This is a genomic window from Bacillus sp. T-10(2022) (assembly GCF_056502895.1).
Genome location: NZ_CP113518.1, coordinates 3,758,449 through 3,783,887, shown reverse-complemented (window position 1 = coordinate 3,783,887; position 25,439 = coordinate 3,758,449). Strand labels below are relative to the sequence as shown.

At 41.7% G+C, this 25,439-nt stretch carries 29 protein-coding genes and 2 riboswitches; of the genes, 23 read left to right on the top strand and 6 right to left on the bottom strand.

Translation table 11 applies throughout. From position 1 onward, the window contains the following. The first annotated feature begins 68 nt into the window (after window positions 1–68). The 6 genes from comGC to OSJ91_RS18425 all read left to right on the top strand — a co-directional run bounded on the left by comGC (window position 69) and on the right by OSJ91_RS18425 (window position 2,268). Window positions 69–380: a competence type IV pilus major pilin ComGC gene (comGC, locus tag OSJ91_RS18450; RefSeq protein ID WP_063233178.1), complete on the top strand. Its 312-nt coding sequence runs from the start codon at window positions 69–71 to the stop codon at window positions 378–380. Beyond that, window positions 373–831: a competence type IV pilus minor pilin ComGD gene (gene comGD, locus OSJ91_RS18445; RefSeq protein WP_485890205.1), complete on the top strand. Its 459-nt coding sequence runs from the start codon at window positions 373–375 to the stop codon at window positions 829–831. The genes comGC and comGD overlap by 8 nt, the downstream gene beginning before the upstream one ends. Continuing rightward, window positions 818–1,156 (top strand): hypothetical protein, encoded by a 339-nt coding sequence (locus OSJ91_RS18440; RefSeq protein ID WP_413018872.1) that lies wholly within the window; start codon window positions 818–820, stop codon window positions 1,154–1,156. Before comGD ends, OSJ91_RS18440 begins: the two co-directional genes overlap by 14 nt. After that, complete coding sequence (gene comGF / locus OSJ91_RS18435) at window positions 1,104–1,586, top strand: competence type IV pilus minor pilin ComGF (RefSeq protein WP_485890204.1); 483 nt, start codon at window positions 1,104–1,106, stop codon at window positions 1,584–1,586. The genes OSJ91_RS18440 and comGF overlap by 53 nt, the downstream gene beginning before the upstream one ends. Next, on the top strand, window positions 1,579–1,965 hold the full coding sequence (gene comGG / locus OSJ91_RS18430; RefSeq protein ID WP_485890203.1) for a competence type IV pilus minor pilin ComGG: 387 nt from the start codon (window positions 1,579–1,581) through the stop codon (window positions 1,963–1,965). Before comGF ends, comGG begins: the two co-directional genes overlap by 8 nt. 117 nt (window positions 1,966–2,082) lie before the next feature. Continuing rightward, on the top strand, window positions 2,083–2,268 hold the full coding sequence (locus OSJ91_RS18425) for a YqzE family protein (RefSeq protein ID WP_063233067.1): 186 nt from the start codon (window positions 2,083–2,085) through the stop codon (window positions 2,266–2,268). A gap of 46 nt (window positions 2,269–2,314) precedes the next feature. On the opposite strand, the gene OSJ91_RS18420 is transcribed toward OSJ91_RS18425, so the two are convergent. Together OSJ91_RS18420 and OSJ91_RS18415 are read right to left on the bottom strand one after the other, a co-directional pair. Next, a complete protein-coding gene (locus OSJ91_RS18420) occupies window positions 2,315–3,112 on the bottom strand; it encodes a YqhG family protein (protein ID WP_485890202.1) in 798 nt (265 codons plus the stop codon). Continuing rightward, window positions 3,090–4,778 carry a DEAD/DEAH box helicase gene (locus tag OSJ91_RS18415; RefSeq protein ID WP_101222549.1) on the bottom strand — a complete coding sequence of 563 codons (1,689 nt, stop codon included), beginning with the start codon at window positions 4,776–4,778 and terminating at the stop codon, window positions 3,090–3,092. The genes OSJ91_RS18420 and OSJ91_RS18415 overlap by 23 nt, the downstream gene beginning before the upstream one ends. Before the next feature lie 376 nt (window positions 4,779–5,154). After that, a riboswitch (glycine riboswitch) is annotated at window positions 5,155–5,242 on the top strand. 3 nt (window positions 5,243–5,245) lie between these two features. Beyond that, window positions 5,246–5,329, top strand: a riboswitch (glycine riboswitch). Between the two features lie 136 nt (window positions 5,330–5,465). Between OSJ91_RS18415 and gcvT the strand changes: the two genes are divergently transcribed. Genes gcvT through gcvPB form a run of 3 tightly spaced genes read left to right on the top strand, consistent with a single transcriptional unit; the run spans window position 5,466 to window position 9,386 of the window. Further along, on the top strand, window positions 5,466–6,572 hold the full coding sequence (gene gcvT, locus OSJ91_RS18410) for a glycine cleavage system aminomethyltransferase GcvT (protein ID WP_485890201.1): 1,107 nt from the start codon (window positions 5,466–5,468) through the stop codon (window positions 6,570–6,572). Between the two features lie 17 nt (window positions 6,573–6,589). Then, window positions 6,590–7,936 (top strand): aminomethyl-transferring glycine dehydrogenase subunit GcvPA, encoded by a 1,347-nt coding sequence (gcvPA, locus tag OSJ91_RS18405; RefSeq protein ID WP_485890200.1) that lies wholly within the window; start codon window positions 6,590–6,592, stop codon window positions 7,934–7,936. After that, a complete protein-coding gene (gene gcvPB / locus OSJ91_RS18400) occupies window positions 7,929–9,386 on the top strand; it encodes an aminomethyl-transferring glycine dehydrogenase subunit GcvPB (protein ID WP_485890199.1) in 1,458 nt (485 codons plus the stop codon). The genes gcvPA and gcvPB overlap by 8 nt, the downstream gene beginning before the upstream one ends. Before the next feature lie 139 nt (window positions 9,387–9,525). Here gcvPB and OSJ91_RS18395 read toward each other — a convergent pair whose 3' ends face one another. Continuing rightward, the gene (locus tag OSJ91_RS18395) at window positions 9,526–9,909 is read right to left on the bottom strand and encodes a rhodanese-like domain-containing protein (RefSeq protein ID WP_076365383.1); all 384 of its coding nucleotides are present in this window, start codon (window positions 9,907–9,909) and stop codon (window positions 9,526–9,528) included. Window positions 9,910–10,110: 201 nt separating this feature from the next. On the opposite strand from OSJ91_RS18395, the gene OSJ91_RS18390 reads away from it, so the two are divergent. Both OSJ91_RS18390 and OSJ91_RS18385 read left to right on the top strand, forming a co-directional pair. Beyond that, window positions 10,111–10,947, top strand: a complete 837-nt coding sequence (locus tag OSJ91_RS18390) for a lipoate--protein ligase family protein (RefSeq protein WP_485890198.1) — start codon at window positions 10,111–10,113, stop codon at window positions 10,945–10,947. Window positions 10,948–11,335: 388 nt separating this feature from the next. Further along, on the top strand, window positions 11,336–13,906 hold the full coding sequence (locus OSJ91_RS18385) for a vitamin B12-dependent ribonucleotide reductase (protein WP_485890197.1): 2,571 nt from the start codon (window positions 11,336–11,338) through the stop codon (window positions 13,904–13,906). A gap of 148 nt (window positions 13,907–14,054) precedes the next feature. Here the strand turns inward: OSJ91_RS18385 and OSJ91_RS18380 are convergent, their stop codons facing one another. Next, entirely contained in the window at window positions 14,055–14,240 is a 186-nt protein-coding gene (locus OSJ91_RS18380; protein WP_048688331.1) for a hypothetical protein, read from the bottom strand. Window positions 14,241–14,377: 137 nt separating this feature from the next. Between OSJ91_RS18380 and splB the strand changes: the two genes are divergently transcribed. Together splB and OSJ91_RS18370 are read left to right on the top strand one after the other, a co-directional pair. After that, the gene (gene splB / locus OSJ91_RS18375) at window positions 14,378–15,403 is read left to right on the top strand and encodes a spore photoproduct lyase (RefSeq protein WP_350299455.1); all 1,026 of its coding nucleotides are present in this window, start codon (window positions 14,378–14,380) and stop codon (window positions 15,401–15,403) included. 84 nt (window positions 15,404–15,487) lie between these two features. Next, window positions 15,488–16,369 (top strand): patatin-like phospholipase family protein, encoded by an 882-nt coding sequence (locus OSJ91_RS18370; RefSeq protein ID WP_350299454.1) that lies wholly within the window; start codon window positions 15,488–15,490, stop codon window positions 16,367–16,369. Between the two features lie 23 nt (window positions 16,370–16,392). Here OSJ91_RS18370 and OSJ91_RS18365 read toward each other — a convergent pair whose 3' ends face one another. After that, window positions 16,393–16,767 carry an SA1362 family protein gene (locus OSJ91_RS18365; protein WP_048677789.1) on the bottom strand — a complete coding sequence of 125 codons (375 nt, stop codon included), beginning with the start codon at window positions 16,765–16,767 and terminating at the stop codon, window positions 16,393–16,395. A gap of 138 nt (window positions 16,768–16,905) precedes the next feature. Beyond that, on the bottom strand, window positions 16,906–17,859 hold the full coding sequence (locus tag OSJ91_RS18360; RefSeq protein WP_350299453.1) for a DUF1385 domain-containing protein: 954 nt from the start codon (window positions 17,857–17,859) through the stop codon (window positions 16,906–16,908). Window positions 17,860–18,191: 332 nt separating this feature from the next. On the opposite strand from OSJ91_RS18360, the gene OSJ91_RS18355 reads away from it, so the two are divergent. The 10 genes from OSJ91_RS18355 to spoIIIAF all read left to right on the top strand — a co-directional run bounded on the left by OSJ91_RS18355 (window position 18,192) and on the right by spoIIIAF (window position 25,434). Continuing rightward, the gene (locus OSJ91_RS18355) at window positions 18,192–18,704 is read left to right on the top strand and encodes a YqhR family membrane protein (protein WP_350299452.1); all 513 of its coding nucleotides are present in this window, start codon (window positions 18,192–18,194) and stop codon (window positions 18,702–18,704) included. Between the two features lie 93 nt (window positions 18,705–18,797). Beyond that, window positions 18,798–19,244, top strand: a complete 447-nt coding sequence (gene aroQ, locus OSJ91_RS18350) for a type II 3-dehydroquinate dehydratase (protein ID WP_137016305.1) — start codon at window positions 18,798–18,800, stop codon at window positions 19,242–19,244. Continuing rightward, window positions 19,245–20,306, top strand: a complete 1,062-nt coding sequence (locus OSJ91_RS18345) for a M24 family metallopeptidase (protein ID WP_350299451.1) — start codon at window positions 19,245–19,247, stop codon at window positions 20,304–20,306. A gap of 26 nt (window positions 20,307–20,332) precedes the next feature. Next, the gene (efp, locus tag OSJ91_RS18340; RefSeq protein WP_034308328.1) at window positions 20,333–20,890 is read left to right on the top strand and encodes an elongation factor P; all 558 of its coding nucleotides are present in this window, start codon (window positions 20,333–20,335) and stop codon (window positions 20,888–20,890) included. A gap of 607 nt (window positions 20,891–21,497) precedes the next feature. Continuing rightward, window positions 21,498–22,430: a stage III sporulation protein AA gene (spoIIIAA, locus tag OSJ91_RS18335; protein ID WP_350299450.1), complete on the top strand. Its 933-nt coding sequence runs from the start codon at window positions 21,498–21,500 to the stop codon at window positions 22,428–22,430. Then, on the top strand, window positions 22,423–22,938 hold the full coding sequence (spoIIIAB, locus tag OSJ91_RS18330) for a stage III sporulation protein SpoIIIAB (protein ID WP_350299449.1): 516 nt from the start codon (window positions 22,423–22,425) through the stop codon (window positions 22,936–22,938). The genes spoIIIAA and spoIIIAB overlap by 8 nt, the downstream gene beginning before the upstream one ends. A gap of 21 nt (window positions 22,939–22,959) precedes the next feature. Beyond that, window positions 22,960–23,163, top strand: coding sequence for a stage III sporulation protein AC (gene spoIIIAC, locus OSJ91_RS18325; protein ID WP_034308319.1), 204 nt, complete (start codon window positions 22,960–22,962; stop codon window positions 23,161–23,163). 14 nt (window positions 23,164–23,177) lie between these two features. Further along, a complete protein-coding gene (spoIIIAD, locus tag OSJ91_RS18320) occupies window positions 23,178–23,567 on the top strand; it encodes a stage III sporulation protein AD (RefSeq protein ID WP_094246647.1) in 390 nt (129 codons plus the stop codon). 33 nt (window positions 23,568–23,600) lie between these two features. Continuing rightward, on the top strand, window positions 23,601–24,809 hold the full coding sequence (spoIIIAE, locus tag OSJ91_RS18315) for a stage III sporulation protein AE (protein ID WP_485890196.1): 1,209 nt from the start codon (window positions 23,601–23,603) through the stop codon (window positions 24,807–24,809). Between the two features lie 16 nt (window positions 24,810–24,825). After that, window positions 24,826–25,434: a stage III sporulation protein AF gene (gene spoIIIAF / locus OSJ91_RS18310; RefSeq protein WP_485890195.1), complete on the top strand. Its 609-nt coding sequence runs from the start codon at window positions 24,826–24,828 to the stop codon at window positions 25,432–25,434. The last annotated feature ends 5 nt before the right edge of the window (window positions 25,435–25,439 follow it).

Below are 25,439 nucleotides of genomic sequence, written 5' to 3'. Positions count from 1 at the left end.
TTGTATTCCGGAGGTGAAAATGCTCGAAGGCCATCTGGTATTCAGGTGGTTTCAGGAGCATGATGGATATGTTGAAGAAAGTGATGAATGAACGTGGTTTTACACTAATTGAAATGCTTATTGTTTTACTGGTAATTTCCATCCTTTTGATTATAACAATCCCCAATATCACAAAGAACCAATCTACGATTCAGTCCAAAGGATGTGAAGCATTCGTGAAGATGGCCCAAGCACAGGTACAGGCTTATGAGATTGATAATGCTAAACTGCCCGGAAGTATCGGGGAATTGGAAAGTCAAGGCTATCTCAAACAGACATCCTGTCCTAATGGGGATGATATTAGTTTGGATAGTAAAGGAAAGATAACGGTCGTTGAGTAGGAGAGAAGGGAATATACGGCATTCCGATGGGGGGTATACACTATCTGAAACCCTTATTGTCCTCGTTATTGTTGTACTCCTGATTTCCATCGGTCCTAATCTATTTCCTAGCTTCACTAAAGGCATGGAAAATAGGCTATTTCTTTCTCAATTCCATGAAGATCTCTTCTATGCACAACAGTATGCCATCAGTCATGAGAGCTTCATTTACCTCCATATAGATAATGCCAAAAAGGTTTATACCGTTTCGTCTTATACGGAGGGGATCGTTCTAGAGAGAAGCATACCAAAGGATATTCAGTTTTTAAGTGACACTTTGGGGTTCAGCTTCCATTTTAATCAGTATGGAAATGCTTCAAAAGCCGGGACGATTATGATTGATACGTCAAAAGGAATGTACAAATTAGTCCTCAATATCGGTAAAGGGAGGTTCAGGATTGAGAAATTGTAAAGGTTACGTTTACCTTGAGCTGATGGCCGCATTTTCCATTTGTATTTTCCTGGTCCTTGCCATTTTACCGATTCTTGAAGAGTTAATGACGCATCGGAAAGATATTGCCGTAAGGACAGAAGCCCACCATTTATTATATGAAAGATTGACGGCGTTCATGGATGGGGAGATACAAGCAATTGGTCAGGAAATCTTCTACAAAAAAAAATCCTATGAATTGGTTTGGAAGGACCATGGGGATTTCCCGGGGATGATTGAAGGGTGTGTACGTTATGAAGATGAATCGGGTAATCTTGAATCCATTTGTGATGCTGCGAAAAAATGATGGCTTTACGATGATTGAAATGTTTTTTTCTTTAATGATATTAATGACGACGTCCCTTTTTGTTCTACAGCTTTTTTCAATCATTCACACCCAGATGGGGTCCGTTGATGAATTACATCCTAAAGAGTGGGAGGTCTTTACCATGCAAATGAAGCAGGAGGTCCGGAGTTCCAAAGCTCAGGATGTAATGGGAAATAAATTATATTTGCTGCTTTCAGATGAACAATTATCATCGTTTGAACAATATGAAAATAAGGTCCGAAGACGAGTGAATGGTATGGGGCATGAGGTCATCTTACAGAACATTTCGGAATTCGGGGTTGAGAAGGATGGCAGTGTCATTGTTATAAATATAACGGATAAAGCAGGGACTACTTTCAGTCGAAGATTTCATCCTTTCTTTAGGAATGTCACGAAAGTCGATGAATAATCAAAAAGGAGTCGTTTTCCCGATGGTCATGATTGTAGCGAGTGTTTTCATCATGTTCACGATACTAATGATCGATCAGTTTATCATCGATAAAAAGTTTTATAAAGAAGTGGAAGAATCGCTTGTGGCCGACCATCTTGTCCATTTAGCGATCAAGGATGTGACGGCAGAGTGGGGCGAAGAGATCCCCAAAATCATCCAGGGGGAAATTTCATACCCTAATGGTGTGGTGCGGTATACCTTAATGAAAGAAGAAGGTCCTTACGTCTATATCGAGTTTTCTTCCACGACTAAAAATGACCGTGAGGGAAGGGTCATCATTCAATACGATAAAGAAGTGGGGGAAGTGAAAGAATGGTTGGAAAAGCAGGCTGTGTAATACGCAAAATCAACACTCTTTCATAATGGAAAGCGACAGGTACACGTGTTCAGGGAACAAGCGAAGGAATAAAAGAAGCGTAAACGGGGCATACTTTGCATAGGGTGATGATTTTATATGTCTACAAACGCTTATATTAAATATCTGACTCAGCAACTTGTCGAGTATTTTAATCTGACGAAAAAAGAACGAAAAGAAAAGCGCCGTCACAGAAAAGAGGATAAAAATCATGGTATGTCCCATTGGTTTGGCATTGTCCCTTTTGCTTTGTCGATGTTCGTAAGGAAAAATATCAAAAAATAAAACAGATGTCCTGAACTTAGGGCATCTGTTTTTTTATTGTTCTTACTTATCCCAATGCCCTATCTGAAAGGTAAAATAATCCTCCGTTGATGATGGATATTCGGATGTTGGGTTCATATTGAGCTTTTAAGGCATCTTTTTCGGTAAAATAGCTCTCACTTTTTTCGTCCATATCCTTGTAAAAATGCTCCAATAAATTCAAGTCATTCTGCCAGCGAAGCATTGCTTCCTCTGCCCAGGAATGGTCATCATCCTCGAAACTGGTCCTGATGTATGTATCGAGTCTTGCCAATCCGCTCTTGGGCATGATGAGCGGTGAAAGCGTAAAGGAGTAATCCGGTATTTTTGGGGTGACCTTTATCGGTAAAACCCGATGGTGAAACCTTTCCATGATCTCACCTGAGATTAAATTCAGTCCGATCGACATGAAGGTATCCTTTTTACGGTCGCATTGATAGGATATTTTCACGTTCAGTGTCAGCCAAGGAAACAAAGGATTATTTCCCCCTTTTGATGGAGGGGTATCCTCAAAAAGTCTAGTATACCCAGCCAGCTTTTTGGTAGATTGAATAATCTGGTGAAGGCGAGGGGAGCCAAAATGAATCATTTCTCCCTTTAAATCGGATGGAGCTTGTTCTGGATCGGTAATGAAAGTCATCTGTGCTGGGTTCGGAACGCCACCTGTTTTTTCTAGATAATGCCAATAAAAGGGTCTGTTCATTAATTCTTTATCCATATCAATCGTCAATTGGACTGTAAGGTGGGTTGGTGCATTATCCAGTATTTCACAATCATTGGCTTTAAAGTAAGTTATTAAAAAATCATGAATTTCCCGTTGCTGCATGAACCTCACCTTCCTTCATTGATTGAGCGAATTGGATTAACGATGAAAAATTATCCATCTTGATTTTCATTTCGCCCTCTGTTTTGGATTCGCCGACCACATCAATCAAATATTCTTCAATGTTGTTAATATCCAGTTTGGTTAGAATATCATCCAATTCGCCGATTACTTTCTCGAATAAATTTATTTTTTCATATAATAACTTCAGAATATGTTCTTCTACTGTATTTTTCGTGGCAAAGTTATAAATCATCACATCTTCTTCCTGACCAAGGCGGTGTATTCGTCCAATTCTCTGTTCGAGCCTCATCGGGTTCCATGGCAGGTCAAAATTAATCAAGTGATGGCAAAACTGAAGGTTTATCCCTTCCCCGCCAGCTTCTGTTGCAATTAATACCTGTATATTCTTTTGGAATAATTCTCGCATCCAATCTTTCTTTCCACGCTTAAAACCGCCTCGGAAAGGAACTGAAGAAATTCCATTCTGCTGTAGGTACCATTGTAAATATAGCTGAGTTGCCCGATATTCGGTAAAGATAATGACTTTATCATCAATTTTCTTGATCAGTTCCAAAGCTTTTTCAGCCTTGGAGTTCTGAACCGTTTCATTCACTTTAGAAAATAAATCATCAAGCTTTGCCAAAAAGTCAGGGGAAGGCTGATCATATTTATTTTTCATATTCTTTAATGTATAAAAGACCGCCTCTCTGCTGCTGCATGCTTCCCTTTGGAGAGTGAGAGCCGAAAAGGCGCTTCCTTTAGAACCATCCGAAATAGGTTTGAATTTGGAAACTGCATCGTACAATGCTTGTTCCGTTGGAGAAAATTCAATGGTGATGGTCTCCACATGCCGTTTTGTCCATTCAATGCCAGTATCGGCCCGCCGGTTTCGAATCATGACAGTGTTGACAAGTTCCTTTAGGTGTTCATCTTCAATTATGTTCCGGCCTTTCCCTTTATACTTTTCCGAAAAAAGTGAGGCATTTCCCAAGTGGCCCGGTTTCAATAACGAAACTAGGTGGAAAATTTCCTCGACTTTATTTTGAATCGGAGTGGCTGTCAGGAGTAAACAAAATTTCTTTTTCAGATTTTGGACGAATTCATAGTTCTTCGTCTTATTATTTTTAAGTTTATGAGCTTCATCAATAATGATGAAGTCGTATTCCTGCTTGAAAATGATATCTCGATGTGGAGCGCGTTTCGCTGTATCAATGGATGAAATGACCACATCACAGGAGTCCCAAACATAACTTTTTCTCTGAACGACTGCCGGTATATGGAACTTGGTATTCAATTCAAAAGCCCATTGTGTGACAAGGGAAGCCGGAACAAGGATCAAAACTTTTTTTACAAGGCCCCTAATCATATACTCTTTTAGGATCAATCCAGCTTCAATTGTTTTTCCGAGCCCTACCTCATCAGCTAAAATGGCCTTTCCATTCATCTTTTCCACCACTTGCTTGGCTGCTTCCAATTGATGCGGAAGCGGGGTTAACTGCGGAAGGTGCTTGGGCGCCTGTAAACCTTCAAAATCAGGGATGATAAGATTTTCCTCCATTTGAACCGCCAGCTTATAAAGCTCCCAATTTCCCCATGGACCGTCATTTTCCATCTTTTGCAGAAACTCGTCATTCCATTCAGAATTAAAGGATATATTGATTTTCATAGAAATAACTCCCTCTTAAATCATAATTTCCTTAATAAAAGGTCAAAACCCGAACATTTCATATGTGAAGTAAGAAAAATATTTCTCTTCAAAAGATATTGCAGAGATAAGTTTCTTAGGGTAGGATATAAGTATATTTAGAAAATTCCAATTTCCAAACGCTACAAAGAATCTTTGTACATCGATTTTGCAGTTCGCGTTTTCTTAGTATGGGCTTTAGGCTCCTAATTTATCCAAAATTACTGAAGGAGACCGATCAAACGGTTTCTGAAGTTTCAGGAGAATTGGCAGAGAATGCATTCCACGATGATCAGGGGTTTTACCGATGCTTGGTGGCTTATTGGCTTCCTTTCATTGGTAGACCATTTATATGCGGGTGAAGATAAGGGGAGAGACTACGGATGTAGCGCCGAAGGAGCAAACTTAGCAGTGAATCTCTCAGGCAAAAGAACTCTTATTGGACGCAACTCTGGAGAGCGCCGCCCATTTTGGGACGGCCACCAAAGGGGAAAACCTATTACATAGGTAAACTTTCAGGTTTCAGGACAGAGAAAAAGCTCAAACGGGCTTTCTCTGTCCTTTTTTGTGCTTTTTTCACATCATGAATCAGGATATCTGATGCGTAATGACAAGAAGCTTTTGATAATGAAGCCAATTAATTTTAAAAAATCTGAAGGGGGTCATTTTTTGACCAATTTAAAAAGAACACCACTATTTGAGGTTTATCGTGAATACGGAGGTAAAACGATTGATTTTGGCGGCTGGGAACTTCCTGTCCAATTTTCGGGTATAAAGGACGAACATGAAGCCGTACGTACAAAAGCGGGGTTATTCGATGTTTCCCATATGGGAGAAGTCGATGTTAAGGGTCCCGGGAGCCTTTCCTTTTTACAGAAGATGCTGACTAATGATATATCAAAGCTGAAACAGGGTGGTGCCCAATATACCGCCATGTGTTATGAAAACGGAGGCACGGTTGATGATCTCATCGTGTATAAAAGGGCTGAGGATGACTATCTGCTCGTGGTCAATGCAGCGAACACAGAAAAAGATTTCAATTGGCTGCAAGCTCATTTAACGGAAGATGTCCAAATTAAGAATGTATCTAGTGACTATACACAGCTGGCACTTCAAGGACCATCTGCAGAGAAGATTTTACAAAAACTATCGGGAAATACTGCTTTAAATGAAATTGGATTTTTCAAGTTCAAGGAAAATGTCATGATTAACGGTATCTCCACGATGGTATCCCGTACTGGATACACTGGTGAGGATGGCTTTGAGATATATAGTGACAGTGAAAATGGTCCTGCCCTTTGGAAGGCGATTATGGATGCCGGAAAGGAAGAGGGGGTTCAGCCGATTGGTTTAGGTGCTCGTGATACCCTGCGTTTTGAAGCGAAACTGCCGTTGTATGGGCAGGAGCTTTCAGCGGACATCACCCCGATAGAAGCCGGGATTGGTTTTGCAGTAAAAGTGGATAAGGAAGTTGATTTTTTCGGGAAAGCCGTTCTTGCTGAGCAAAAGGAGAAAGGAGCTCCCCGCAAGCTTGTGGGAATTGAAATGATTGACCGTGGCATTCCACGTCATGGGTATAAGGTCTACAGCGGTGATAAAGTCATTGGTGAGGTCACGACCGGTACCCAATCACCAACGTTGAAGAAAAACGTGGGTTTGGTACTTATCCATAAGGAATTTTCGGTGCTGGATGCGGAAGTCGAAGTGGAAATCCGTTCCAAACGTTTGAAAGCCGTTATAATACAAACACCTTTTTATAAAAAACCACGTAAATAGAGGGGAATGGTCATTAGATGAAACATCGTTATTTACCCATGACAGAGCAAGATAAACAAGAAATGCTGAAAGTGATAGGTGTATCCACTGCTGAAGAACTTTTCAATGATATCCCTGAAAGCGTTCGTTTTCAAGGAGAATACGATATCAAGCCTGCTAAATCGGAACCTGCATTAATGAAAGAATTATCAAGGCTTGCTGCCAAGAATGCGGATCTTAAAAACTATGCTTCCTTCCTTGGTGCGGGTGTCTATGACCATTATGCACCGATCATCGTCGATCATGTTCTATCCCGTTCTGAATTTTATACGGCGTATACACCTTATCAGCCTGAAATTTCACAGGGCGAGCTTCAGGCCATCTTTGAATATCAAACGATGATATGTGAATTGACGGGCATGGATGTGGCTAACTCCTCCATGTATGACGGCGGAACAGCGCTGGCTGAAGCAGCCATGCTTGCTTCAGGACAGACACGACGCAAGAAGATTCTCATTTCAGGAGCCGTTCATCCTGAATCAAAAGAAGTCGTGAAGACCTATGCGAAAGGGCAACGCGTGGAAGTGATCGAAATTCCTTATAAAGACGGTGTGACGGACTTAGCTGCTTTAAGGGAATTGGCGAATGAGGACATTGCAGGAGTGATCGTGCAATATCCAAACTTTTTTGGCCGCATCGAGCCATTGAAAGAAATGGAAGAAATCATTCATGGAGTCAAGTCGATGTTTATCGTTTCAAGTAATCCGCTTGCATTGGGAGCTTTGACATCTCCTGGTGCACTTGGTGCAGATATCGTAACGGGGGATGCTCAGCCATTCGGCATTCCAGCGGCATTCGGTGGACCTCATTGTGGATATTTTGCCGTTACTAATAAACTTGTTCGGAAAGTTCCGGGCCGACTCGTCGGTCAAACGGTGGATGAAAATGGAAAAAGGGGATTTGTACTGACGCTTCAAGCTCGTGAACAGCACATTCGCCGTGACAAAGCCACATCCAACATTTGTTCCAATCAAGCTTTGAATGCCTTGGCAGCTTCTGTTGCAATGACCGCGCTTGGTAAAAAGGGTGTCAAAGAAATGGCCGTGCAAAATATTCAAAAGGCGCATTATGCGAAAAAAGCAATTATGGCAAAAGGGGTGGAAGTGATATTCGACGGTCCTTCGTTCAATGAATTTGTCATTAAACTGCCTGCTTCGTTTTCAGAAATCAATAAAAACCTTTTTGAAAAAGGGATGATCGGCGGCTTTGATTTAGGGACGGTTTATCCTGAGCTGAAAGACCATATGCTGGTTGCGGTAACTGAACTTAGAACAAAAGAAGAAATTGATGCACTTGCGCAGGAATTGGGGGATCAACATGAATAATAAAGATCAATCACTCATTTTTGAAATCAGTACTTCCGGTCGAATCGGGTACAGTCTGCCAGAAATGGATGTTGCAACTATTCCGCTCGAAGAAATTCTTCCTGCCGACTACATCCGTGAAGAAGAGGCAGAGCTGCCTGAGGTGTCCGAACTGGATATCATGCGTCACTATACAGCACTCTCCAAACGGAATCATGGGGTGGATTCGGGTTTTTATCCGCTGGGTTCATGCACGATGAAATATAACCCGAAAATAAATGAAAACGTGGCACGCTTCAACGGCTTTGCCCATATCCATCCATATCAAGATCCGGCTACCGTACAGGGAGCATTGGGCCTATTATTTGATTTGCAGGAACACTTAACGGAAATCACCGGGATGGACCAAGTGACATTACAGCCTGCAGCAGGTGCTCATGGTGAGTGGACAGGGTTAATGATGATTCGCGCTTTTCACGAAGCGAATGGCGATACAGAACGGACGAAAGTGATTGTACCTGATTCTGCACACGGTACGAATCCTGCCTCTGCCACTGTTGCCGGACTTGAAACGATTACAGTGAAATCCGATGAAAATGGATTAGTCGACCTTGAAGATTTAAAGCGTGTTGTCGGACCTGATACGGCGGCCTTGATGCTGACGAACCCCAATACATTGGGATTGTTTGAAGAGAACATTTTGGAAATGGCACAACTTGTCCATGATGCAGGTGGGAAGCTTTATTATGACGGAGCCAATTTGAATGCAGTCCTATCAAAAGCACGCCCGGGTGACATGGGCTTTGATGTGGTTCACTTAAATCTCCATAAAACATTCACAGGTCCGCATGGCGGCGGCGGTCCGGGTTCCGGTCCAGTAGGGGTGAAGGCGGACTTGATTCCTTACTTGCCTAAACCGCTTGTGGTCAAACAAGGCGAGCAATTCGTTCTTGATTATGATCGTCCGCAATCGATTGGCAGGGTAAAACCTTATTATGGTAATTTTGGGATAAATGTGAGGGCGTATACGTACATTCGTTCAATGGGTCCGGATGGCCTTAAAGCCGTCACCGAGAATGCGGTCATCAATGCCAATTATATGATGCGCAGGTTGGAACCTTATTTTGACCTTCCATATAATCGTCATTGCAAGCACGAATTCGTATTAAGCGGACGCCGGCAAAAGAAATTGGGGGTAAGGACTCTCGATATAGCCAAAAGATTGCTGGATTTCGGGTATCATCCTCCAACCATTTACTTCCCGTTGAACGTGGAAGAAGGAATGATGATAGAACCGACTGAAACCGAGTCAAAAGAAACGCTGGATGCGTTCATCGATGCGATGATCCAGATTGCCAAGGAAGCGGAAGAAACTCCTGAAATCGTCCAGGAAGCTCCGCATACAACCGTTATAAAGCGGCTTGATGAAACTCTTGCTGCAAGAAAACCTGTTCTGCGTTATCAAGCCTAGATTGATAGCTTATACGAAAAAAATCCCTGCCTGCCGGCGGGGATTTTTCATGTTTATGTAAGATTTCATTAAAGTCCAACAGTTAACTTTCTTTTCCTTGAGCTATTGAATTAAAAAGAGCCCATGCGGAGATGGGGTCTTATTTCTTTGCTTTGATTTTCCCGGTCCACATTTTGAAACCGCCCTTTAGGTGAAAAAGTTCCCTGTAGCCCTTTTTGTATAGCATGGCTGCAGCTCTGCCGCTGATGATTTCGCTTTGAGCGTACAAATATACAGGCTTGTCCGGCCTAATTTCGACCAAGCGTGTTTTCATTTGAGTCATAGGGATGTTTCTTGCGCCTAAGATATGACCATTATCGAAATCATTCGGTTCCCGCACATCGATTAGCTGCACTTTTCTGTAGTTAGCGATAAATTCGTCCTGTGTTAGTGTTTTAACGATTTTACGCTGGCGGTACCAATTAAAAAGTGAATACGCAATAACCACTCCTAAGATGATGAGCAGTGTATATAATATTTCCAAACATAAAAACTCCCTTCTACCTTAACGAATACAGACAATCTTTATTATATAATTGCTTTACCCAATAATCAAAAAGAATTTTCATCAAATTCTTCATGACTTGATAGCACTTTCTTTTTTAGAGTGTTAAAGTCTGTTAAACTACTACATGTGAGTTTTTTGTGGGGGATTGAAAAACGTCTATCGAAACGAGGGGTAAGGATGACTAAAGAAAAATGGGGTTTTATAGATTCGGGGTATTGTTCACCGGCTTTTAATATGGCGCTGGACGAAGCCCTGTTAAACTGGCAAAGCAAAGGGGAAATTCCGCCGATCATACGCTTTTACGGCTGGGATCCAGCGACATTGTCGATCGGTTATTTTCAAAAGGCAGAAGCGGAAATTGATATGGGAGAGGTAAAAAGGCAGGGCCTTGGGTTTGTTCGCAGGCCAACAGGAGGACGAGCGGTACTGCACGAGCATGAATTGACTTATAGCGTAATCGTTCCAGAATCCTATCCGGGAATGCCGACTACCGTTACAGAAGCTTATCGTGTCATTTCTGAAGGAATATTAATGGGGTTCAGGAACCTGGGATTGGATGCTTATTTTGCAGTGCCTCGAAGCGATCAGGAAAAAGCGGCTTTAAAATCGCCCAGGTCTTCCGTCTGCTTTGATGCTCCAAGCTGGTATGAACTGGTCGTTGAGGGCAGGAAGGTCGCTGGCAGCGCTCAAACCAGGCAAAAAGGCGTCATCCTTCAGCACGGGTCCATTTTGCTTGAACTTGATGATGATAAGCTCTTTAGCGTATTTAAATTCTCAAATGACAGGGTAAAAGAAAGAATGCAAAAAAACCTAAAAAACAAAGCTGTGGCCATAAATGACATTGCCGGGAGAAAGATTACCATCCCTGAAGCGAAAGAAGCTTTTGAAAAAGGGTTTGCCGAAGGACTTTCGGTCGATTTAAAGCCATACGTCCTCACCGAAAAGCAATTGCTGGAAGTGAAGGCCATTGCAGAAAGCAAATATGAAAGCGATGAATGGAATTTCATGAGATAGAGGAAGCATAATTAGAGTGGATAATAAAAAAGTTTTTTCAGATTTGTTTGACCAAATAACACATCCCTTGCAGGGATAAGCCCTAAAAGGGATGGGGAAAAAGCAAGGTCCAAATTAATTGAAATCTGATGAAAAATTATTGTAAATCGACATTTTCCTCCCTTTTGCTAACTATATTAATTGATTTACCGTTTGACAAAATTAAAAGTCATTCAAAACAAACACAATATATAGTAGTTGAAATATTTAATGCAACACTATATGTTGATTTTTGAGTTTCGCTATGATAAATTTAGGGTACTTGTTAAGCGAAACGGACATGTAAGGCTACATAAAGATTTTTGCGGCAGCAAGAACGGATCTTGAAACATATAAAGGAGAGGGAATTATGTCGGTTGTAATAAAAGAAGCTTTAAAGGTTGATCTAGAAAGGTTGAATAAGGATATTTCTTTATTTCCCCAGGTTCACCCTGTAACGGCTGATATGAAAATGGCGCATAAGGGAGTGTCCCGTCTAGTCATGCTTGACCGCTATTCTTTTAAGGATACTGAAAAAATCACACTCTCGGCAGGCGATTTCGTCGTGTTGACGATTAAGGAAGATCCGAAATTCCCGGCAAGGGGTCTCGGCTACATCGTTGAAATTGATTGGGAAACCAAAAAAGCCAAGGTATTGGTGGATGAAGAATTCCGTGGCGTATTGGATAATCCGGAAGAAGTGGAGACGGGAATTGTAAACCGTCCGTTGGATATAATCGAAAAGCCGCTTGAAATATACTATGAACAAATTGCGAAACGTAATGCAACGGGATTGGCATCAGTGGAAACCACGGAAGAAAAGAGAACGGAATGGTTCAATAAATTCTATGAAGAATTAAAGAACCTTAATTTCGTCCCGGCAGGCCGAGTATTATACGGTGCGGGTTCCAATACGGATGTTACTTATTTCAACTGCTATGTAATGCCATTCGTACCGGATTCACGTGAAGGGATTTCAGAACATAGGAAACAAGTGATGGAAATCATGAGCCGCGGCGGCGGAGTGGGAACGAACGGGTCGACACTGCGTCCTAGAAACACTCTGGCAAAAGGGGTAAATGGAAAATCCTCCGGTTCAGTCTCATGGCTTGACGATATTGCAAAACTGACGCATCTAGTTGAACAGGGCGGTAGCAGACGGGGCGCGCAAATGATCATGCTTGCTGATTGGCATCCTGATATTGCAGAGTTCATCATTTCTAAAATGCAAAATCCGAGGATTTTGCGTTACCTAGTGGAAAATACTAAAGATGAAGCCATCAAGAAATATGCGACGGATAAATTGAAATTCACGCCGCACACGGAACAGGAAACGGCTATGTATCAAGGGATCATCAATTATAAGGAGATTCCTGGCCAAGGCGGATTTAGCGAGAAAATCATTAGGGATGCAGAGGAAAAGCTCCGTACAGGGGGAACGTACAGTGTCCATAATTCTGATTTTCTGACTGGAGCCAATATCTCGATTTGCCTGACTAAGGAATTCATGGAAGCGGCTGAACAAGATGCGGAATACGAATTGCGTTTTCCTGATGTTGAAAGCTATAATGCCGAAGAAATGGCCATTTACAATGAAGAATGGCATAATGTCGGTGATGTTCGCGAATGGGAGAAAATGGGTCACAAAGTCCGTGTTTACCGTAAAATCCGAGCTAAAGAGCTTTGGAATTTAATAAACATTTGTGCAACATATTCTGCTGAACCAGGTATTTTCTTTATCGATAATGCTAATGAAATGACGAATGCCAAAGCATACGGTCAACAGGTCGTAGCCACGAACCCTTGTGGAGAACAGCCATTGGCCCCATATTCAGTATGTAACCTTGCGGCCGTCAATCTGGCTGAAATGGCTGATAAAGAAAGCAAAACGGTTAATTTCGAGAAACTTAAGCAGACTGTCGAAGTCGGTGTACGTATGCAGGACAATGTCATTGACGCAACTCCTTATTTCTTGAATGAAAACAAAAAACAGGCACTGGGCGAGCGACGGGTTGGACTTGGTGTAATGGGTCTGCATGACCTTTTGATCTACTGTGAGACGGAATATGGCTCTGAGGAAGGAAATATCCTGGTTGACAAGGTGTTTGAAACGATTGCGACGACAGCTTACAGGGCTTCCGTGGAACTTGCTAAAGAAAAAGGCAGTTTCCCGTTCCTGATCGGGTCAACGGACAAAGAAACCGATGAGCTAAGAACACGTTTCACACAAACCGGATTTATGGAAAAAATGCCTGTAGATATCAGGGAAAGTATTGCTGCACATGGCATCCGTAACTCTCATTTATTGACAGTGGCTCCTACAGGAAGCACAGGAACGATGGTTGGGGTATCAACAGGTCTTGAACCATATTTCTCCTTCACGTATTTCCGCAGCGGCCGTCTTGGTAAATTCATTGAAGTGAAGGCTGACATTGTACAGGAATACTTGGACCGTCATCCAGAAGCCGATACAGAAGAGCTTCCAAAATGGTTCATTTCCGCTATGGAATTAGCTCCAGAAGCACATGCTGATGTTCAATGCATCATTCAACGCTGGATTGACAGCTCAATCAGTAAAACGGTAAATGCTCCAAAAGGATATACTGTCGAACAAGTTGAAAAAGTATATGAACGTCTATACAAAGGCGGAGCAAAAGGCGGTACTGTATATGTGGATGGCAGCCGTGACAGTCAGGTTCTTACGCTCAAAGCGGAAGAAAACCAAATGGACGAGCAGCTTGAAATGGATGAATTGACAGATGTGGAAGTAAAGAAAAAAGTCGTATTGGTCGATACGATAAATGAACTGCGTTCGACTAACGTTACGATTGGGTCGGAAGTGGGCAACACTTGCCCGGTGTGCCGTAAAGGCGAAGTCCAGGAAATGGGCGGATGCAATACTTGCACGAATTGCGGAGCACAATTAAAATGCGGGCTATAAGCTGATGTAAGGGAAGTCGTTAAGTATGCTGCAAAGCTATCTTAACGGCTTTTTTAGTGTCTTAAAAGTTGTTATTGACAGTCTGTTCAATTACATGCCAATAGAGAAGACCGAATCATCGTAAATTCGGTCTTCTTTTTGCGTTCAATCAACCATTTTCATTTTGCTGCCCTATTTCCTTTTCGGCTAGATATTGGTTGCCATCTTTCAATACCGAAAATTCATCGACCGAGTCTCCAGGTATATTCCTTGGATTTGGAAATTTATTATCTGTTTGGACGGTGATCGTTTGTTTTCCCATTCCATTTGTCAAGAAGTCTCGTTTATTAGCCATATCGCATCTCCTTCATTTTGAATTTCCAAGTAAAAACAATCATGAGGATAAAAGAATAAAGAAAAACTATCCTTATGAATTAGATTGTGTAGTTCGATTGAAAGTATGAACAAATCGAAAAAAGAATGGAGATCGAAATGAAACCATTTATGCCACAGTTAGTATATATCGAGCCCAGGGCACTGGAATACCCGCTTGGCCGGGAATTGAAAAAGAAATTCGAAGATTTGAACATTGAAATCCGTGAGACCACATCGCATAACCAAATTAGGGATCTTCCTGGGGAAAATGATTTGCAAAAATATCGTGTCGCCAAATCGACGCTTGTGGTAGGAATAAGAAAAACATTGAAATTCGATTCTTCAAAGCCATCTGCTGAATATGCCATCCCTCTTGCTACAGGGTGTATGGGGCATTGTCACTATTGCTATTTACAGACGACTCTCGGATCGAAACCATATATTCGGACATATGTGAATCTTGACGAAATTTTCGAGGCAGCCGAAAAATATATAAATGAGAGAAAGCCTGAAATTACCCGTTTTGAGGCAGCCTGTACATCGGATATCGTCGGAATTGACCATTTGACACATTCTTTAAAAAGGGCCATAGAATATTTTGGAAAAAGTGAATATGGGGTTTTAAGGTTCGTAACTAAATTTCATCATGTCGACCATCTGTTGGATGCTGAACATAATGGAAAAACGAGATTTCGGTTCAGTATAAATTCGCGTTTTGTGATAAAGAATTTCGAGCCAGGCACTTCGAGCTTCGAGGAAAGGATGGAAGCGGCACGCAAAGTGGCAGGTGCCGGATATCCCCTGGGTTTTATCGTAGCTCCAATATATCGTCATGAAGCATGGAAGGAGGGCTATCACGAATTATTCGAACGATTGAGTGAGGCGTTAAAAGGGGTGGATATACCGGATTTGACTTTTGAATTAATCCAGCATCGGTTCACTGGTCCAGCAAAAAAAGTGATTCAAAAAAACTACCCGAAAACAAAATTGGAACTGGACGAAACGAAGCGTAAATATAAATGGGGCCGATATGGCATTGGTAAATATGTTTATCAAACCGAAGAAGCCGCAGAACTGGAAACGACCATTCGTGGGTATATCGCGGAATTTTTCCCGAAAGCGGAAATTCAGTATTTTACCTGATTAAGGCAATTTTCTATCTAAAACTGTCATAAATTCCTCTAATCCTGCTTAGAAATGTAAAGACCGGATTAGGGGAGGGCAGCTATGATTATTGACGGCGTTTTTTCCGGAGGCGGGATTAAAGGCTATGGTTTAGTGGGAGCCCTGCAGGAATTAGAAGAACGGGGATTTGTATTCCATCGGACAGCCGGTACAAGTGCAGGATCCATAATTGCAGCTTTCGTGGCAGCTGGGTACACCGGAAAAGAAATGGAAAAGCTATTTATTGATATAGATTTAAGCGGCCTGCTGGATAAAAGGCGTGGTCTTTTGCCTATCCCGCTTGCCAAATGGCTTCTTGTATACTGGAGACTTGGCCTTTATAAAGGCGATGCATTGGAAGGTTGGGTTGCCAGTAAACTTGCCGAAAGGAATGTAGTCACCTTTAAGGATGTTCGACCGAAATCCCTTCGTATCATAACCTCTGACATCACAAATGGGAAATTGGTGGTTCTGCCTGATGATCTACCGAACTATGGCATTGATCCGATCACTTTTCCAGTTGCAAAGGCAGTAAGAATGAGTTGTAGCATTCCTTATTTCTTTGAGCCAGTCAAACTCGATGTCGGAAAAAGCAAGTTACTTTTTGTTGATGGAGGTGTTTTAAGCAATTTTCCTATGTGGTTATTCAATTCAGATCATGTAAGGAAGGAACGGCCGGTCATAGGCTTGCGGCTGAGTGTCGATGAGATATGGAAACCGCATGAGGTGGATAATGCGGTTGAATTATTTTCCGCACTATTCAAAACGATGAAAGATTCCCATGATGCACGATATATCTCCAAGAAACACGTCCATAATATTGTATTTATCCCGATGAAGGGAATTTCTGCAATGGATTTCAATCTGAATGATGAACAAAAGGGTGAATTGATGAAACGGGGCAGACAGTGCACGAAAGAATTCCTTAAAAATTGGACTTATTGATGATGAATAAAAAAATCGGGCTCTTAAAAAGAAGCCCGATTTTTCTTTTTATTCTTTTTCCCTTCGATGACGGTTAAGTGACTATCCGTTTTCTTTCTCCATTTTATTTTCTTAGATGATTTTGCTGCAGAGAAGCTAGCCACATTATCTTTTTTCGAAGTTCGATTTTTTAGCCTTTTTTTCGATTGGCGGGCAGCCTTTCGGAATGCTTGCTGCTCTTTCTTAACTGGTTTTCCCTTTGTTAATCCGGTATAAATCATATAAATAATCCCTGCGACAATGGCTATTATGAGAATGTTTCTAAAAAAGCCAATCGGGTCATTAAATAGTCGGCTCAATAGTCCGAGGACTCCGAGGGCGATGATTCCGTATATCATGAAAGATATGAAACGTTTCAACAAAGACACCTCCTTAAGAGCATCATAAGCATTTTTAGCTTATTTTAAACATTCTTCATGTAAAATATTTGAAAAAAATGAAGGTCATTCCCTTAGTTTAGTATATGATTTTTCATAATCAAAATGTGTATAGATGTTTTACACAATTACATCCGATTCCAAACCTTTTTTGGTCTCTTTTTCCATCCTTAACAGTTCTTGGAATGAGGCTAATGCGACTTCGACTTGATCATCTGTCGGGGCTTTGGTTGTCAATAATTGAAGCCAAAGGCCGGGATAGCCAAGGTAACGCAGGATGGGAATATCCCTTACTTTGTTAGTCAACTGCAAGACTTCGAATGCTATGCCGAGCACGACGGGGATAAGCAAAACGCGATCCACGACACGGAGCCATAATGGATCGGTCGGAACCAACATATAGACGAACATGCCTACAATGACTGTAAATAAAATAAAGCTGCTGCCACAGCGATAATGAAGGCGTGAACTTGCCTGCACATTTGCTACGGTCAATTCTTTTCCGCTTTCAAAGCAATTGATCACTTTATGCTCTGCTCCGTGATACTGAAAGACCCGCTTGATCAATGGCGTCATGGATACTACGTAAATGTATACCAGCAATAATATCAATTTGAACAAGCTTTCCATTAAAACCTGGGCCATATGGCCGCTGAAGATGGGTCTTGTCAATTCAGCAAGAAAGACTGGAATCAAAGTGAAAAGCAGCTTCCCGAATAGGAAGGAAAGAACGCCGATTACGGCAACTCCAAGCCATACACTCATTTTAGAAGATTCTTTCGTTTCATTTTTCTTTTCTTCCTGCTTTTCCCCGTCTTCTTCTTCATACTGTTCAGTTGAAAAGTTCAGATGTTTCGAGCCGGTGGCACTTGACTGAACAAGTGATACGATACCCCGTAGAAACGGTACTCTTTTTAAGCTGTTGACGACAGGTTTCGATTCACGAGGCAGATGATAATATACAATCGTCGAATCTTTGCGGCGTACCGCAGTGACTGTGTGATGTTTGCCGCCGAACATGACGCCTTCCACAACAGCCTGCCCTCCGTAAACGGGTTTTTGAACCTCAGACATTTCTACACCAACCTAATAGTTATTCACGTAGCTCTCTCAAGGGTGCTAACATGTTTATTAACAAGCATCACATGGGTAAAGGCGCCCCTCCAAAATTGAATGGAAGCTTTAACCCTGCAAGTACTTTATGAATGTTGAATCACAGGAAGGTAGTATCCTGTGTACATTATAAACTTCAACAGAGGATGGGTATTTTCCTCTGAAAAAAGCAGATTATTTATGATTTAATCATACAGAATAAATCACAAAACCTCTAGTGATTCTCCTTCCTAAGAATAAAAAAAAATAGTTCTATTTAACAAAGGGCATACTACGTAGCGGAGGTGATTGATATGTCTTCTAATGAAAAAGGACAAATTCAACAGGAATATCAAAGCATGTTAATCTACAATGTACTTGCTGTCGGTTTTGTTGGGGGGGCTTTAGCCAGTTTTATCGGAATCATAGCCCATTATATTAACTTTATGGATTTTAGCCCAAAATTCATACTTACCTCGTGGTCCAATATGACCTGGATCGATCATTGGCTCGGTACGGTAATGACCATAATTTTGTTCGGAATTCTATCCGTGGGGATCGCTTTTATCTACTATAGTCTTTTTAAAAGGATGAAGGGTATTTTTCCGGGTATTATTTTGGGGGTGGTTTGCTGGGCTTTGCTGGTATTTGTCCTGAAACCGATGTTCATCGATTTGCCAACCTTTTATAAAATGTCAGCAAATACGGTTATAACAAGTGTATGCATTTTTATTATATACGGTCTTTTTGTAGGGTTTTCTATTTCATACGATCATCAGGAATATATACGTCAAAAAAACAAAGCCGAGAAGCATACGGAAAGCTGATTGCTTCTTGGTTGTAAAAAAGTAGTAAGACAATTTGGAATTATGATAGAATGTCATGGAAAGCATTCTTTTAACATGAGCAGGTGTTTGATGATGACAAAAATCTTACTAATCAATGGTCCGAATTTAAATCGCTTGGGGAAACGGGAACCTGCGCATTATGGATCCTCGACGCTTGCGGATGTCGAAGCGCAATTAATGCAGCAAGCTCAAGGGTTAGATGTGGAATTGACTTCTTTTCAAACTAACCATGAAGGAGCGATTATCGACAAGCTCCATTGGTCAGAGGATCATGGGATCGACGGGATTATCATTAATCCTGGGGCTTTTACTCATTATAGCTATGCGATTCGTGATGCAATAGCCGGAATTGATGTTCCAGTGGTGGAAGTGCATATTTCGAACATACATGCCCGTGAAAGCTTTCGGCATGAATCAGTGACCGCACCGGTAACGGCGGGACAGATTGTCGGCTTGGGGATACACGGATATGAGTTGGCGTTGCAGGCGATCACAAAGATTGCAAAGGGGAGAAATTAAATGAATAAACTAATGCGCTTAAGAGCCTCAATGGAAAAGGCGGGCATTGATGGTTTTTTGATTACCAGTACATATAATCGCCGATTTATGACCAACTTTACGGGAAGTGCAGGCGTTGTACTTATTTCCCAAAAAGAAGCTAAATTCATCACTGATTTCAGATACGTGGAACAAGCGAGCAAGCAGGCACCGGACTATGAGGTCGTTCAACACAAAGGAACCATCATCGAAGAAGTCGGCAAGCAGGCTAAAGCGATGAATATCGGCAAGCTGGGCTTTGAGCAAGAGCACCTGACTTATGCTACATATAAGGCATACGAAGCGGTCATTGATGGTCAGCTTTTGCCGGTGTCGGGGGTTATTGAGAATTTACGCTTGATAAAGACTTCATCAGAGATTAAGATATTAAAGGAAGCGGCTGCTATTGCTGATGCTGCGTTTACACATATTCTGGATTTCCTGCGTCCAGGGATCTCGGAACTGGATGTATCCAATGAACTTGAGTTCTTTATGAGGAAACAAGGGGCAACTTCTTCTTCCTTCGATATTATTGTGGCATCCGGCTTAAGGTCCGCACTTCCGCATGGAGTTGCTACGGATAAAATCATTGAAAAAGGCGATTTCGTCACATTGGATTACGGGGCATATTATAATGGGTATGTGTCTGACATCACTCGGACATTAGCGGTTGGCAAGCCAAGTGAAGAACTTATTAATATTTATGACATTGTTTTGGAAGCTCAACTGCGAGGAATGGCTGGGATCAAACCCGGTATGACTGGCAGGGAAGCGGATGCACTAACTCGAAATCTAATTGAAGAAAAGGGATATGGGCAGTATTTTGGACATTCGACTGGACATGGTATCGGTCTTGAAGTTCATGAAGGTCCAGCATTATCCGTTAGGTCTGATATCATTTTAGAACCAGGTATGGCCGTAACCGTTGAACCGGGCATTTACTTACCTGGGGTAGGCGGAGTGCGGATTGAAGATGATACAATCGTTACACTTGATGGTAACGAAGCACTTACTCATTCAACCAAAGAGTTAATCATTCTGTAAACATGTACATGTAGGAGGACAAATTTATGATTTCTGTAAACGATTTTCGCACGGGTGTTACGATTGAAGTAGATAACGGAATTTGGCAGGTTATCGAGTTCCAACACGTTAAACCTGGTAAAGGTGCAGCTTTTGTACGTTCTAAACTTCGTAACCTTCGTACGGGTTCAATCCAGGAGAAAACATTCCGTGCTGGTGAAAAAGTTGCTAAAGCACATATCGAAAACCGCAAGATGCAGTACCTTTATGCAAGTGGAGACAGCCATGTATTCATGGATAACGAAACGTATGACCAAATCGAGCTGCCTGCATCAAGCATTGAGCGTGAACTTAAGTTCCTTAAGGAAAATATGGAAGTACATATCATGACTTTCCAAGCGGAAACACTTGGGGTCGAGCTTCCTAACACAGTGGAACTAGAAGTGGCGGAGACTGAGCCGGGAATTAAAGGCGATACATCTTCAGGCGGCACGAAATCAGCCGTACTTGAGACGGGCCTTTCGGTTCAAGTCCCATTCTTCATCAACCAAGGTGACAAACTATTGATCAATACAAATGAAGGTTCTTACGTATCACGTGCATAAATGAAAGAAGACCGAGGTGAAGACCTCGGTTTCAGTTTGTAGACAAAAAGGTTTCGGAATGGACTCATTCCGAAACCTTTTTGATTTTTTAGTGGATTTGACTTGATGACGCAGATGATTCCATATATTCTTGCCGAATATGGCGTGTCACCACTATCTGATGGTCTTTACTTTAGACCTTTTTATTTGTTGTTGTGTACTTTAAATCTCCATTTTACAAGTTGGCACCAGTTGGCCTAACATTTCAAGCTGATCTCGCTGAATAGAATCATGTTTAGAAAGAATCCTCATCACCTCAAGTTTTAATAATTCTATTAGGCAAAAGGGTTCTATCTAAAAGTTAAAACAAAGTTGATTGGAGCGAGTGCCCTACGTTCCAATCAACGTCCAAATTGTACAAGCCATCCTGTAGGCAAACTCGCTTTGTTCGAATTTTTTTTACAGCCTGAGACCGAGATTAATTTCTCGGCCTTTTTTTGTGTGTTTTTTAGATCCCCGAAGTCATAAAAAAATCAATAAATGGTCTGTTTCTTTAATAGCCTGTCATCATTGGAGGCTGGACGGCATATATTTTATTGAAAGTGGTGTATACAGGAGGATTGTCAAAATGGAAACGATTCTTTCTTTTTTACCGAAAAAATTATACGAGCAACTCCGGGGTATGACACCGATGATGATCGATAAGATGGAAGAGCTGCGAATTCGGGTTGGAAGGCCGCTTGAGGTCATTGTAGGAGGGGAGCCATACTTCTTTTCATATGAAGTGACCCATTCGGATGCGGATCAATTATTGAATCAAATAGGTCAATTTTCGTTATATACACTTGAGGAAGAATTAAAGCGAGGATATATAACCATAGCGGGCGGACATCGGGTGGGGCTTGCTGGCAAGGTGATTCTGGAAAATGGGTCGGTCAAAGCGATCAGGGATATTTCCTCCTTCAATATTCGGGTTGCACGTGAAAAAATAGGTGCAGCTGAACCGCTCACTTCTTACTTATATGACGGGGAATGGCAGCATACAATGTTGATTGGTGCTCCGCAAACGGGAAAAACGACCATATTACGTGATATTGCAAGACTGATATCCAGTGGTAATGAAAAACACGGCATTGCCCCTCAAAAGGTGGGGATAGTGGACGAGCGCTCGGAAATTGCCGGATGTGTCCATGGAGTACCGCAGCTCCAATTTGGAACAAGGGTTGATGTGCTCGATGGATGTCCTAAAGCGGAAGGGATGATGATGATGATCCGTTCGATGTCCCCAGATGTATTGATCGTGGATGAAATAGGCCGCGCAGCGGATACGCAGGCTGTGCTGGAAGCCGTGAACGCAGGTATTAAACTCATGATAACTACACATGGCCATACACTGGATGAAATTAAGAAGCGACCTTTTATCGCCGAAATATTAAAGCAAAACATCTTTGAACGGTTTATAGAATTACAGAGAAGTAAATCCGGCAAGAGGAGCTACAATGTCCTTGATGCTGCGGGAGTTCCCATTTTCTTGGGGGGAAGTGTGAACCCGCATGTTTAAGTTAATAGGAGCAGCGATAATTATTATTGCGACGACATGGGCAGGTTTTGAAGCTGCGAAAAAATTAAGTATGAGGCCTCGTCAACTGAGACAGCTGAAAGTCGCCATGCAATCGCTTGAAGCTGAAATCATGTTTGGTCATACACCTTTGAAAGAAGCGGCAAGGAAACTTTCTAAACAGATGGCCAAACCTTTATCCATCTTTTTCGATACATTTGCAAACCGACTCGAGTCCGGAGAGACCACCGTCAAGGAAGCATGGGATGATAGTTTGAAGAAAATATGGCAATCCCTTGCTTTAAAACAGGGAGAATTCGAGATTCTTTCACAGTTTGGGGAGACGCTTGGAAAAAGCGATAAATATCATCAGCAAAAGCAAATCATGCTAACGATGGCACACTTGGAACGGGAAGAGAGCGATGCACTCGACCGACAGGGGAAATATGAAAAAATGATGAAAAGTCTTGGTTTTTTATCAGGGTTATTATTGATCATCTTGCTGATGTAGGAATATGTGGGGGGAATGAAAATGGGCATTGATGTGGACATCATATTTAAAATAGCGGGTGTGGGGCTAGTAGTGGCATTTCTTCACACGATACTCGATCAGGTTGGGAAGAAGGAATATGCCCAGTGGGTGACACTTTTCGGATTCATCTATATTTTATTCATGGTAGCTTCTGTAGTAGAGGATTTATTTCAAAAAATTAAATCTGTATTTCTATTTCAGTAAGGGAGGGATTCGCGATTGAAATCATAAAAATCGTGGCCATTGCCCTAGTTGCCACCTTTTTGGCACTGATCGTCAAAGAGCAAAAACCAAATTTTGCCTTCCTGCTTGTCGTTTTTGTAGGATGCTCCATTTTTCTTTTTTTGGCTGACAAAATATACGAAATTATTTTAATGTTAGAAAAAATCGCGGTTAATGCGAATGTAAATACCGTGTATCTAGAGACCATCTTAAAAATAATCGGAATTGCCTATATTGCAGAATTCGCTTCTCAAATTACAAAAGATGCAGGGCAAGGTTCCCTCGCTTCCAAAATAGAATTAAGCGGAAAAATCTTGATTCTTGCCATGGCGATTCCGATTTTAACTGTCATTATCGAAACGATTTTACAGATGCTCCCAAGTTAACGGATTACTCCTACTAGTCAATGAGGTGAATGTATGAAGCAGCGGATGCCTTACTTATCCATTCTATTCGTTTTACTCTTTTTTTTGCATGCATCTATTGGACAAGCTGCCGAAAATCCTGAAAATGGTGAAATCGAACAAGAGCCGATCATGCAGTCCGAGCTGGTACAAGGCCAAATAGAAAGGCTGGGTGTTGATGAGCTCAAACAATATTGGGATGACATCGTTACGGAATATGGAGGATTTCTACCGGAAAGCCAGAAAGGGAGCTTTATGGACTTCGTAAGCGGCGATAAGAAATTTTCATTTGACGAATGGATAAAGGGAATGACAAAATTCATTTTTCATGAACTGCTCGTGAATGGAAAGCTGCTGGGATCACTCATTTTATTAACCGTTTTCAGCATGTTCCTTCAGTCTTTGCAGAATGCGTTCGAGCAAAGCTCCGTGAGTAAGGTCGCTTATGCAATCGTTTATATGGTGCTGATCATTTTGGCACTTAACAGTTTTCATGTGGCGATTGAATATACAAAAGATACGATAGATTTGATGATTTCCTTTTTAATGGCGCTCATCCCTTTACTCTTGGCATTGATAGCAGCTTCAGGGGGACTTGTATCAGCAGCTTTCTTTCACCCGGTATTAATGTTTTTGATGAATACAAGCGGCATTTTGATCCAGTTTGTCGTCCTTCCGTTATTATTCTTTGCAGCGATTTTAAGCATCGTCAGCACGCTGACCGAACATTATAAAGTGACACAGCTGGCACAGCTTCTCCGTAATTTTGCTATCGGTATCCTTGGGGCTTTCATGACCATATTTCTTGGTGTGATATCCGTTCAGGGGGCATCATCTGCTGTAGCTGACGGAGTGACGATCAGGACGGCCAAATTCGTGACAGGTAACTTTATACCGATAATAGGGCGCATGTTTACCGATGCAACGGATACGGTCATAAGTGCCTCCGTTCTTTTGAAGAATACAGTCGGCTTGTCTGGCGTCATCATACTCTTGCTCATTACCACGTTTCCCGCCATAAAAATCCTGATGATTTCTTTTGTCTATAAATTGGCAGCCAGTCTTTTGCAGCCGCTTGGCGGAGGACCTGTAATAAAATGCCTTGACATTATTAGTAAAAGCATGATTTATATTTTCGCTGCATTGGCCATTGTCTCACTCATGTTTTTTTTAAGTATCACGGTAATTATCGCCTCTGGAAACATTACTTTGATGGTTCGTTAGAAAGGAGGAGGGCTTGGTGAGTTTTTTAGCTGGCTGGGTATCCAACATCATCATATTTGTATTGCTGGCTACTGTGATCGATATGCTTCTTCCGAATTCAGCTTTACAGAAGTATGCCAAAATGGTTATCGGGCTTTTATTGATTGCGATCATCATCACTCCTATATTGGGATTATTCAATAAGGATTTCGATGATATTCTCACTGCGGCTACTAGTGAATTTGAAGATCAGAAAAAAAAAGATTTAGGAAATTTGACAGAAATGAAGAAAAAAGAAATACAAGCAGCACAGGGTGCATATATTTTAGAACAAATGGCTGTCCAATTACAGACAGAAGTGGAAGAGGAGCTGATGGTGGATTATAACATGAAGATTAGTTCAATTGATGTAGGGGTCAAGAATGAGGAAGAACCTGGTGTTGATGATCTGCAGAACATAACCATCTCATTGGAAAAGGCAGAAGGGAAAGAAAACTCGGAGATAGAGGCAGTAGCGAAGGTTGATATCAATGCAGATAGCCCATCCACTTCAAATGATGCCAATCTGGATGCTGTCAAAAGGTTTCTGGCAACAAGTTGGTCTGTTGATGAAGAGATCATTGAAATCGCCGGGGAAAGGAAGTGACTGAG